Consider the following 11,184-nt stretch of genomic DNA (forward strand, 5'->3'; position numbering starts at 1 on the left):
AACTGAGGAAACTGAGTTATCCCCACTTTCCAACTACCCTGTTTTGGCTCTCGCTCGCTCCGGTGAGCCTCGCGGGCCAAACTAAAACTCGGCTCAAAGCTCCGGCAGGCTTCCCGGCAAATTCGGCATCCTGCCTCAGTTGCCGGCCTCGGGCATCCATGCCCTCGGGCCTGCCTTCGCTTTTCGCCTCGCTAAGTTTGGCTGGCCGCTCAGCTCAAGTCGCTCGCTACTGAGCCAAAACAGGGGCTTTAAAAAACTGGGGATACTTCAGGCCTGGAACAACCGAAAAAACCACCCCTTCATACTTTCCTAACCAATAGCTTTAGTGCGGATTTCCTCCAGAATGCCGGCCACAAATTCCTCCACGGGCCGGGCCCCCTGGTCGCCCCGGGCGCGGTGGCGAACCGCCACCGTGCCTTCCCGGGCCTCCTTATCACCCACTACCAGCATGTAGGGTATTTTCTGTGCCTGGGCCTCACGGATCTTGTAATTCACCTTTTCGTTGCGGGCGTCCAGCTCCACCCTGATATTCTCCCTTTCCAGCCGTTCCACCACCTGCCGGGCGTAATCAGCATGGCGGTCGGCGATGGGCAGAACCCTGACCTGCACCGGAGCCAGCCAGGTGGGAAAGGCACCGGCAAAGTGTTCGGTCAGGATGCCAATGAACCGTTCAATGCTGCCGAAAATTACCCGGTGGATCATCACGGGGCGGTGCTTCTGGCCGTCTTCCCCCACATAGGTGAGGTCGAATTTTTCGGGCATGAGAAAATCCAGCTGGATGGTGCCGCACTGCCAGGTACGCCCCAGGCAGTCCTCCAGGTGGAAGTCAATTTTCGGCCCGTAAAAGGCCCCGTCCCCCTCATTTACCTTATAATCCATCCCCCTGGCCTTGAGGGCCTCCTCCAGGGCGGTGGTGGCCATCTCCCAGATCTCGTCCGAACCCATGGACTTTTCGGGGCGGGTGGAAAGTTCTACCTTGTAGTTGAAGCCAAAGATGCTGTAGAAATAATCCACCAGGTCGATAACGCCGATGATTTCCTCCCGGATCTGAGAGGGCAGCATAAAAATGTGGGCATCATCCTGGGTAAAGCAGCGCACCCGCATTAGCCCGTGAAGCACCCCGGAAAGCTCATGGCGGTGCACCAGGCCCAGCTCCGCCAGGCGGATGGGCAGCTCCCGGTAGCTGTGCAGGCGGCTCTTGTAAACCAGGATGCCGCCCGGGCAGTTCATGGGCTTGATGGCGTATTCCGTACCGTCAATGCGGGTGAAGTACATATTTTCCCGGTAATGCTCCCAGTGCCCCGATCTTTCCCACAGGGAGCGGTTTAAAATTATCGGCGTACGGATCTCCTGATAACCCCGCTTGTAGTGCTCCTCCCGCCAGAACTGCTCCAGCTGGTTGCGCAGCACCATGCCCTTCGGGTGGAAAAAGGGAAAGCCCGGCCCCTCCTCCTGAATGCTGAACAGGTCCAGTTCTGCACCCAGCTTCCGGTGGTCCCGGCGTTTGGCCTCTTCAAGCCGGAAGAGGTACTCTTCCAGCTGGGACTTTTTAGGGAAAGCGGTGCCGTAAATGCGCTGGAGCATCTTGTTTCTCTCATCGCCCCGCCAGTAAGCTCCGGCCACGGAAGTCAGCTTGAGGGCTTTCAGCCGGCCGGTGGAAGGAATATGGGGGCCGGCGCACAGGTCCACAAATTCCCCCTGCTGGTAGCAGGAAATCACCGCCTCTTCCGGAAGGTCGTTGATCAGCTCCACCTTGTACTTTTCCCCGGCGGCGGAAAAACGCTCCAGCGCCTCCTCCCGGGACACTTCAAACCTCCGGATGGGCAGGTCTTCCTTAACAATGGCCTGCATCTCTCGCTCGATTTTTTCCAGATCTTCCGGGGTGAAGGGTTTATCCACATCAAAGTCATAATAAAACCCTCCGGCGATGGCCGGGCCGATGGCCAGCCTGGCTTCCGGAAACAGGCGCTTCACCGCCTGGGCCAGGACATGGGCGGCACTGTGGCGGAAAGCATCACGCCCGGGCTCGTCATCAAAGGTATAGAATTCAACGGTGGCATCTTCATATAAAGCATGGCTCAAGTCCACCAGCCGCCCGTTCACAGCCGCCACCAGGGCCTCCCTGCCCAGCCGGGGGCTGATGTCCTGCGCCACGCGCATCAAAGGGGTACCGGCTTCGTATTCCCGCACGGAACCATCCTTTAAAGTTACCCTGACCATAACAGATCCCCTTTCCGCAAGCATTAATTCCTAATTCCCGCTGTTCGAGTTGCCGGAAAATAAAAATCGCCCCTTTTCAGGGACGAAGAGACTCCGCGGTTCCACCCTGCTTGGCCAACCGGCAAAATAAACCGGCCAGCCCGCTCAATGGGCCGTAACGGCGCCCGCCGGCTCCGCTTAATAACCGCACCTGCGGCGTTCAGCGAGCAACTCCGGGGTGGTTTTCGGTCCCTGCCAACGGGGGTGCTTCCAGCCCCGGCACCCCCTCTCTGGAGACGGCACCCGGTGGACCTACTCTTCCCCTTCATCACCGGTTCCATATTTGAAGGAATAATCTCCCCGTTATTATATTTGGGTTTTGCAGCCGTGTCAACACGGCCCCGCTGGAAGCATCATTTTTTACCAGGCATAACCGGGCAGGAGGGATATACCCACCTGCAAAAGACCGATAAGGAACCCCAGCACCCCGCCCAGGATCTCAATATGCTTTAGTTCCCGGGAAGAGACAGAAACAACCACTTCCTCCAGCTGTTCCAGGGAAAAATTATTCATATGCTCCTCCACGACCTCTGCCAGCGACAGATCCTTTTCCAGCTTTTCCCCGAAACGCTCCACCAGTTCCCCGACCAGGGGGGGCAATTCCCTCATAATTTGTTCGGCCAGGGCGTCGGAAATAATACGCCGCAGGGACAGGGGTAAAAAACCGGGCAGCCTGTCCATCACCCGGACACGAACTGCCGTACCTGCCGAAGAAATGAGTTCTTCGCTTAACTTCTGGGATTGCAGGTAGTTCAGGATAAGCTTTTTGGGCAGCAACTGCTCCTCGATTACCCTGCCGATAACCCTGGCCAGTTCACCGCGCCTTTTAGGAACCAGACCCTGTATGGTCCAGCCCAGCACACGTACAGGTTTGTAGGGGCGAAAAAGAAGGCGTACCGCCAGCCAGTTGGTCACCCACCCGATCAGCGCCCCTCCCACCGGCAACAGCACGACCTGTGTCCAGTGCAAATCCCTCACCCCGTTCAGGTGCTGTGCCCCCAAAAAGAAGTACCAGAACAAATATACCAGAACAAAAAAAAACAGGCAACAAACTATTTTTTTTGACACAAAGCGCAACCACGGCATTCCCGCACCCGGCCCCAGAAGACAAGGTTGATTGTTTCCATAACGGTGCTCTTCGGTCCGGAACCCGCATCATGAATAATAATTTTCCTGGGTGCCAGGGTAATAAGGGTGCTGATCAGCATATCCTCATAGGTAATTTCACCGTCGGTAAGATCCATAAATATATTTTCCAGATAATCCACCTTGAGAACCTGCTCCTGCTCGTCCAGTAGGGTGTATGTTCCACCGGGCAGTTTGACCACATGCACCAGCTCCACCCGGGACTCCTGGATTTCCACAAAGTATTTCAGCAGCTGGATGAATTCCTGGTATTCCCTTTCCATCAGGAAATCGTCCACTGCCTTCTCCACAGCCCGGGCCAGCTCTTCCACATAATCCTTCAAGCGGAACCGGATAAAACCTTCTACAATAATCTGGTTGTTCTGCCGTAAAAATTCCAGTATTTTATCCATTATTTTCTTCTTAAAAAAGTGCTTGTAGACCGGGTTTTGCTCGTCCCTGCCGTAGCCCAGATGGCTCAGGGCATACCTGTATATATTCTGCCGTTCCTCTTCATTAAAATAATAATAGTTCTCCCGGATTATATCTTTAAGCAACCACTGCTGCCATTGACCCAGAATTATCTCCGAAAGCGTCCGCGCAATACGGCGGTGAAAGACATCCTGAATGTCCTCCCTCTGCCCTCCACCGGGCATAACCTGGCAGGAGACAAAATTAAACTTGCCGGCCGAGCTCTCCTGCAAGCTGACCTTGAGCCCCTCTTTTTCCAGATTTTTCATTTCGCGTCCCAGGCGAAACTTCAAGAAATCTATCTGCCGGGCCGTCCCGATGGAGACTCCGGTCATCAAGGTCACCTTCCTTCCCGTTCTAGTATATGTGCGGCTGAAAACCGGTATACAACCAGCCTTTCCCGTAATGTTGTGGGGAAAGTATCTTTAAGCGTTTAAACCCCGGCCATTTATTTAAAAATAAGGATATGACCAGGAAAAAGCAGCTTTCCGTTTTTACAATCGCCGCAACTTACATAGGAACAGTGGTGGGGGCAGGTTTTGCTTCCGGCCAGGAAGTACTGCAGTTTTTCGGTTACTTTGGCCTGCCCGGAATACTGGGACTGGTATTGACAACCATTCTTTTGGCTTTTTTTGGTTACCTGATTTTAGACCTGGGGAGGAGGCTTCACGCGGATTCCCACCTGCCCCTTGTGCGTTATGCCGGCGGGAAATGGATAGGTACGGCCGTAGATTGGGTAATTACCCTTTTCCTGTTTGGCGGCCTGGTGACCATGGGCGCGGGAGCCGGGGCAATTTTTACGGAACAATTGGGGTTGCCCTTTCTTTGGGGAAGCCTTGCAATGATCGTTATTTCCCTTGTAACGGTACTTACCGGGATTGCCGGAGTGGTTACTTCCATCAGTTTCGTAGTGCCGCTTCTTCTGGCCGCAGTTTTTGGGGTGGCTATTTACACCATCGCCACGGACCCGGGTGCCCTCCTTTCCACGCTCCGGGTTTACGCCAATCCGGGGAAGGCACCGGTACCCTTCTGGCCTTTAACTGCCCTTTTATATGCCTCCTATAACCTGGTGCTTTCAGTGGCCATACTTGCTCCCGTGGGCAGCATGTCCGATGCCCGGAGATTGAAAATAGGCGCCATTCTGGGAGGAATTGGCCTGGGAGTGGGGGCCGCCGCCATCAACCTTTCTATTTTAACGCATATCGGCCGGGCGGCAAACTTTGAAATACCAATGATCTACGTGGCCGGCACCATTTCACCCCTGGCCCGTATCGGGTATACCATGGTGCTTCTCGCCGAAATTTATACCACGGCAGTTAGCAGTCTTTACGGCTTCGTAGCCAGGATGGGCAAACAGGGTACGGCAAAGTACCGCTGGATTACCTTAGGGGCGGGAGCGGCTGCTTTCGGCCTGGCGCAATTTGGTTTTTCAAATCTGGTGGGCACGCTATTCCCGGCGGTGGGCTTCGCGGGGTTTTTACTCCTGGGTTCCCTGGTATACGGTTTTATTAAGGATAGAAAGGTAAAGCCAGCAGTGGAGGCTAGAGAGGCCGTACTGGCCCGCCAACCCACCCCGGCCATGGCCTTCGAGGTGGCTGAGGAGTTGGCTGGAGAGGGAAAGGATGGTAATGAATCCAATTAGAAGTTACGATTCACCGCTTCAGATAAATTGAAAAATTACAAAAAGTATCAGGCTTGCCCCGCCAGGGATTTCTGCAGCCGCATTGCCTTATAGTCGCCGTGTAACGGGGTGAAATACGGGGGCGACCAGCGCCGCCCCCTGCTCAGATCCTAAAAGCTTTTGCGTTAATCAATCCCCACCGGCGGTCGGGGACCCTACACGCGGAAGCGTGCGGCTAACCTGTCCAGTTCGCCAGCCAGCGCGGTAAGCTCTTCGGTAGAGGCAGAGACTTCCTCCATTGCCGACGTCTGCTCTTCTGTTGTCCCGGCAACATTCTGCACGCCAGCCGACATTTCTTCCGCAGCGGCGGCCACCTCCTGGACCTGCCGCGCAACATCCTCGATGGCAAGGTTGATGGCCTTGATATTGGCCCCCACCTCGTTGATCACCTTGCTTCCCTCTGTGACCTCCGCCGCCCCGGCGGCCATGACTTCGACCGCCTTCCTGGACTCGTCCTGGACCGTGGTGATCAGCTCGTAGATCTCTTTGGCGGCGTTGGCCGACTGCTCGGCCAGCTTGCGGACTTCCTCGGCGACGACGGCGAAGCCGCGGCCCTGTTCCCCGGCGCGGGCGGCTTCAATGGCGGCATTCAGGGCCAGCAGGTTCGTCTGGTCGGCGATCTGGGTGATCAAGTCTACTATCTGGGTAATCTGGCCCGCGGTCTGGTTGAGAGCATTAATGGCGGAAGAAACGTTGGCGCTTGCCTGCTCAATGGCTTTCATCTGCCCGATAACCCGCTCGACACCCCTGGCACCTTCGGCGGCCCGGGCCGCAGCCTTTTCGGCCGCCGCTGAAACCTTCTGCACATTTTCGGTTACCTGTTCGACGGTCGAGGCCATTTCGCTCATGGTGGCGGCCGTTTCGTTTGCCCCGGCGGCGGTCTGCTCGGCCTGGGTGGCAAGCTGGGAGGCCGAGTCGGCCACCTGCTTGGACGTTTGGACTACCTGGCCGATGATCTCACGCAAGTTTGTGCGCATGCGGTTGAAAGCCTCGGCTAAACGAGCAACCTCGTCCCGGGTGCGCACCACCAGTTCCTCGCCCGTGAGGTCGCCTTCAGCGATACGGCCCGCTTCGCGAACGGTGGCCAGGATCGGACGGGTGATCATGCGAGTTATAAACACTGCTATGAGGAGCCCGACGACCAGAGCAAAAACGCCCACAAGGATAACCAGAGAGCGGCCGCGGGCGGCATTGGCCTGCATATTATCCACGACGTCCCCGGTCTTTTGCTCATTTTCCATAATCAGTTCGGCCAGAATCTTTTCAGCGTCGTTGGCATACGAAGCGAAGCTTTGTGCTGCGGCAACTGCTTCCTGGAACTTGCCTTCCCTGGCCAGAGGAATTGCATTGCTGGTAAGCTGGCGGTCGTATTCAGTGACCTTGGCGAGCACTTCCTCCAGTTTGGGCCGGGTCTGGGCAGAACAGTTGTTGAGTCGTTTCTCCAGCAGGGTCTGCGTGTTCTCGATATCCTTTTTGTATTCGTTTAAGTATTTCTCGTCACCATAGAGGAGGTAAGCCCGCAGGTCTCTTGATGCTTCCTTGTAGGCGTCGACAATCTGATAGTCAAGACTGAGGCGTACCACCCGCTGATCGACATTGGCGGCATTCAAGATCGTATTCCCCATTATGAGCGACGACTGGATTGCCACGGCAGCCATGAAAAGAAGCAGCAATACGAAACCGCCGCCGATTTTCATCCCAATGGACATTCTCATTTCAAGTTCCCCCTCGTACCGAAGAGCCTGTCCAGAACTTTAACCAGGATGATCCGCGTATGCTGATCTTTGGAGACGTCCGGGGGCTGGTATTCGTCCGTGCATTCCGGGATGGTTCGGAGGAGTTCCTCCAGGGCACTGTCGGGGAAAAACGGGCGGGCTATAGTAAGAATGGGCTGTATGGCGGGAGATAACATGGGACCTCCTGTTCACCTTCCTTATGGCTGCAAAGAGCTTTGGTGTTTTAGGCTAACCTGCTTTGAATGAATTGGGAATTTCCAGGCGGAAGTAAAAGAGGCAGGAGGTCCCTTGTTTTGTGGACAATCAGGGGAGGGAGGGAAAAAGTTCATTTTATACGGGTGGATTATGTTGCCATCACTAGAAGATAATACCCCCCCCGCACATTTGTTCTGTCGCTTTGCGGCAATACGGTTACTTAAATGTGCGAAGACACCGAAGTTTTCTTTCCAGTTAATTTTGTGGTCGTTCATACTTTCTCTTTCCTTCTGAAGTAAACTAATATGGAGAGGTGAATAACAATTTCTCCAGCATAATAATTAAGGACCCAGCCGGTTAGGGCGGGTCCTGCTCAGAATACACACATTTGCACCTTAACCCGGCAGCTGGCTGGCATAGCGTTTGTTCGCCTTAGCCCCTATAGCTTTGCGCCGCCATTTTTCAATGGCTTTGCCTTTAATCGGGATTGCGAAAGGGACTTCTCTATTTACTTTGATGATAGTCCGCGCCGGAGCTGTCCAAACCGAAGAACAGGCCGGCGGCCGCACGGTTCATATGGCTCACCCGGTTGCCGCTGTTTATCAGGACCGCGAAGCTTCTGGTGTTTTCCGATATGGTGGCAATGAGGTTGTACAGCCTGATAAACCCCCGTTCTATGGCTCTGTGCAAGCTAAGATAGGAAGCTTGTGCCAATTAATCACCATATTTACGTTATCACAAAAAATTGTCGAAATCAAGTTAGTGATTGACCTGTCAAATTGTTCCGAAGCATTCAGGTAATATAAAAACTGGGGGTAACCACCGCCAGGGAACTTTCGCTGATTCTTCTAAGTTAAATCATTGTGCATTGCAATCACTCCCCAAATCTACACAAAGCCTCCCGGGCTGCCTCAATGGCACATATATATACATTTTTTAAAGGGACATTCTTTTCCCGGGCCAGCCGGCGGCAGTCCTCGTATTCCGGGCTTACCTGCCGGCCCGCCTCCCCGCCGCAGGCGGCAACCTTCACCCGCACCGGCCCGTATGCCGTCTGCACAAGGATATGCTCCCGGGATAGATAAGAACGTTTTTCCCGGCGCCTCCGTACGCCCAGGGTGCTGGTTTCGGCAAAAATAAGCTGCACCAGCTCCCCTTCTTTCTCCGGCAGGCAGAGCACGGTCAACAAATTTCCCGGCCGGCCTTTTTTCATGAAGACAGGAGTAAGCCACACATCCAGGGCTCCCGAGGACAGCAGTTTCTCCGCCGCATACCCCAGGATCTCCGGATTCATATCGTCGATGGTGGTCTGCAAAACGGAAATCTCCTGCTCCTCCCCCACCTGCTGTTCAATGGCCCTGCCGAGAAAAACCCGTAAAAAGTTGGGGATGCCGTAATCTTTACTTCCCAGCCCGTAGCCTATGCTCTCCACTTTCATCGCTGGCAGGGGGCCAAAACCCCCGGCCAGGGCAGCAACAATGGCCGCCCCCGTAGGGGTGACCAGTTCCCCTTCCACATCCACCGGCCGGATGGGGAAACCCCGGAGAAGCTCGGCGGTAGCCGGTGCGGGAACGGGAAGAATACCGTGGCGGGTTTGCACGGTGCCGTAACCGGCAGGCAAAGGAGAAGAATAAACTTTCCCCACACCCGCCTCGTGCAGGGCAATGGCCGTCCCCACGATGTCCACTATTGAGTCCACCGCCCCCACCTCATGAAAGTGAACATGGCGGGGTTCGACACCGTGCACCCTGGCTTCCGCCAGGGCCAACTTTTCAAAAATCTCCAGGGCATGACGCTTAACCTGCGGGTGCAGCTTGCTGTCCTCAATAATGCCCCTGATATCTTCCCAGGTCCTGTGCGGCTGGTGGCCGTATTCCACCTCCACCACAAACCTGGTGCCCCGGAAACCGCGGGTTTTGTCCTGGAAAATTTTCAGGGAGTAGCCCTCCAGCCCCAGGAGTTCCAGCTGGCTCTGAACAGCCGCCGGGGAAACGCCGGCATCTATCATCGCCCCCAGCATCATGTCACCGCTGATACCGCCAAAGCAGTCCAGGTAAAGAATTTTCACGTCGAAGACTCCTTCCCCCTATAAATTAACTTTTAATGGAGTACTTAAAAATAAATGCCACAAAGTTAAGAACCCTGGCAAGACTAAACGATATTGAATAATGCATAAAAGAATTGGAATAAATTAATCGATTCCTCCCCTTATTAGCTTTAATTAATCCACTCTTCAGCCTCAAATTTAGTGTTCTTAAATATACTACCCGGCATGGAAGCCGGGTGCAACTTTTAGCATCGCTTTTATTGCGGAGATAAGCCCTTAGTTTCAATCCTCACCCGGCATGGAAGCCGGGTGCAACGGCCTATCAGCTTAAGAGGAAAGCAGATAAGGCCTGGTTTCAATCCTCACCCGGCATGGAAGCCGGGTGCAACGGCTGGCAGAAACTTATCGAGCGGATCAAGACTGATGTTTCAATCCTCACCCGGCATGGAAGCCGGGTGCAACTCTAAGGATTGGTCGGCACATTGTGAGCGAGATAAAGTTTCAATCCTCACCCGGCATGGAAGCCGGGTGCAACCACGGCTACCTCCGCCGGTATGACTATGGATGAGCTGTTTCAATCCTCACCCGGCATGGAAGCCGGGTGCAACATATCACTACGGCAGTATCAGAATATCGAAAAAGGTTTCAATCCTCACCCGGCATGGAAGCCGGGTGCAACAATCTCCGGAATGCCCAGCTTAACGCCGGCAGAAAGTTTCAATCCTCACCCGGCATGGAAGCCGGGTGCAACAGGGATAAGCCTGCGTCCTCGCAAAGCTTGAGCAGGTTTCAATCCTCACCCGGCATGGAAGCCGGGTGCAACGACCCCGGTAGCCGGACGATTTGGCAGTAAATCGAATGTTTCAATCCTCACCCGGCATGGAAGCCGGGTGCAACTTTGCCCATCAATCTGACCCCCTTCCGTTTCAGTGTTTCAATCCTCACCCGGCATGGAAGCCGGGTGCAACTCTGACCGTGGATGACCTGGTTATCCGTGGTATGGGCGTTTCAATCCTCACCCGGCATGGAAGCCGGGTGCAACATATGGCGGCACAAAGCGTTGACAAAGGCATCGAAAGTTTCAATCCTCACCCGGCATGGAAGCCGGGTGCAACTCTTTTGTAATAACGTTATCTGCCAGTATTCCATGTTTCAATCCTCACCCGGCATGGAAGCCGGGTGCAACCATCTTCAGCCCGGTGCAATTCCCCCCGCATTATTTGTTTCAATCCTCACCCGGCATGGAAGCCGGGTGCAACGCCTACCCTGCAAATATGCGTGATAAGCTTGCTGCGGTTTCAATCCTCACCCGGCATGGAAGCCGGGTGCAACTTGATACCTCCTCCTCATCATCATTATGTAAGCGTCAAATACAACCCACCTTGGCATAATACCCAAGTTTAAGGGATAATCTTCCTCAGATAAAAGCTCGATGAGGAGGATTTTTTCTTATGACCAAAGCCGAACGGGAAGCGCTATGGGAAACCCGAATAGCCGAATACAAGATGAGTGGGCAAAGCGTCAGAGAATGGTGCGCCGCCCATGAAGGCATCAGCCCCAGGCAGTTATGGTACTGGATGCGAAAGTTTAAAGACCGGAACGGAGTTACCCCAGGAAAATCAAATCGGTGGCTGCCGGTGGAAATAAGCAACCAGTCATTTATAGAAGAG

Annotated in this window: 8 protein-coding genes, 1 CRISPR repeat array and 1 riboswitch; of the genes, 2 read left to right on the forward strand and 6 right to left on the reverse strand. The window is 54.5% G+C overall.

Annotation, left to right across the window (positions count from 1 at the left end; genetic code table 11):
* Window positions 1-309: 309 nt before the first annotated feature.
* The 3 genes from thrS to ytxC form a co-directional block, all read right to left on the reverse strand.
* A complete protein-coding gene (gene thrS, locus BUB44_RS11630; RefSeq protein WP_073166533.1) occupies window positions 310-2,220 on the reverse strand; it encodes a threonine--tRNA ligase in 1,911 nt (636 codons plus the stop codon).
* A 399-nt stretch (window positions 2,221-2,619) separates the two neighbouring features.
* Window positions 2,620-3,228 carry a DUF445 domain-containing protein gene (locus BUB44_RS11635; RefSeq protein WP_073166554.1) on the reverse strand — a complete coding sequence of 203 codons (609 nt, stop codon included), beginning with the start codon at window positions 3,226-3,228 and terminating at the stop codon, window positions 2,620-2,622.
* An 83-nt stretch (window positions 3,229-3,311) separates the two neighbouring features.
* On the reverse strand, window positions 3,312-4,190 hold the full coding sequence (ytxC, locus tag BUB44_RS11640; RefSeq protein ID WP_073166535.1) for a putative sporulation protein YtxC: 879 nt from the start codon (window positions 4,188-4,190) through the stop codon (window positions 3,312-3,314).
* Window positions 4,191-4,321: 131 nt separating this feature from the next.
* Here ytxC and BUB44_RS11645 point away from each other — a divergent pair, with 131 nt between their 5' ends.
* The gene (locus BUB44_RS11645) at window positions 4,322-5,497 is read left to right on the forward strand and encodes a YkvI family membrane protein (RefSeq protein ID WP_073166538.1); all 1,176 of its coding nucleotides are present in this window, start codon (window positions 4,322-4,324) and stop codon (window positions 5,495-5,497) included.
* 194 nt (window positions 5,498-5,691) lie between these two features.
* On the opposite strand, the gene BUB44_RS11650 is transcribed toward BUB44_RS11645, so the two are convergent.
* The 3 genes from BUB44_RS11650 to larC all read right to left on the reverse strand — a co-directional run bounded on the left by BUB44_RS11650 (window position 5,692) and on the right by larC (window position 9,535).
* A complete protein-coding gene (locus tag BUB44_RS11650; RefSeq protein ID WP_073166540.1) occupies window positions 5,692-7,251 on the reverse strand; it encodes a methyl-accepting chemotaxis protein in 1,560 nt (519 codons plus the stop codon).
* Complete coding sequence (locus tag BUB44_RS11655; protein WP_073166543.1) at window positions 7,248-7,448, reverse strand: hypothetical protein; 201 nt, start codon at window positions 7,446-7,448, stop codon at window positions 7,248-7,250. The genes BUB44_RS11650 and BUB44_RS11655 overlap by 4 nt, the downstream gene beginning before the upstream one ends.
* Window positions 7,449-7,866: 418 nt before the next feature.
* Window positions 7,867-7,953, reverse strand: a riboswitch (cyclic di-GMP riboswitch).
* A gap of 388 nt (window positions 7,954-8,341) precedes the next feature.
* Window positions 8,342-9,535 (reverse strand): nickel pincer cofactor biosynthesis protein LarC, encoded by a 1,194-nt coding sequence (gene larC, locus BUB44_RS11665; protein ID WP_073166547.1) that lies wholly within the window; start codon window positions 9,533-9,535, stop codon window positions 8,342-8,344.
* Window positions 9,536-9,793: 258 nt separating this feature from the next.
* Window positions 9,794-10,846: a CRISPR direct-repeat array (repeat unit 37 nt; unit sequence GTTTCAATCCTCACCCGGCATGGAAGCCGGGTGCAAC).
* 119 nt (window positions 10,847-10,965) lie between these two features.
* On the opposite strand from larC, the gene tnpA reads away from it, so the two are divergent.
* A partial coding sequence (gene tnpA / locus BUB44_RS11670) for an IS66 family insertion sequence element accessory protein TnpA (protein WP_073166550.1) occupies window positions 10,966-11,184 on the forward strand: 219 nt, incomplete at its 3' end.

It is taken from the genome of Desulfofundulus australicus DSM 11792, from assembly GCF_900129285.1.
In the GTDB taxonomy this organism is placed as follows: domain Bacteria; phylum Bacillota; class Desulfotomaculia; order Desulfotomaculales; family Desulfovirgulaceae; genus Desulfofundulus; species Desulfofundulus australicus.

Coding starts and splice junctions, on each gene's coding strand:
- BUB44_RS11645 (WP_073166538.1), top strand. CDS start 4,322: ATGACCAGGAAAAAGCAGCTTTCCGTTTTTACAATCGCCGCAACTTAC.
- ytxC (WP_073166535.1), bottom strand. CDS start 4,190: ATGACCGGAGTCTCCATCGGGACGGCCCGGCAGATAGATTTCTTGAAG.
- thrS (WP_073166533.1), bottom strand. CDS start 2,220: ATGGTCAGGGTAACTTTAAAGGATGGTTCCGTGCGGGAATACGAAGCC.
- BUB44_RS11655 (WP_073166543.1), bottom strand. CDS start 7,448: ATGTTATCTCCCGCCATACAGCCCATTCTTACTATAGCCCGCCCGTTT.
- BUB44_RS11650 (WP_073166540.1), bottom strand. CDS start 7,251: ATGAGAATGTCCATTGGGATGAAAATCGGCGGCGGTTTCGTATTGCTG.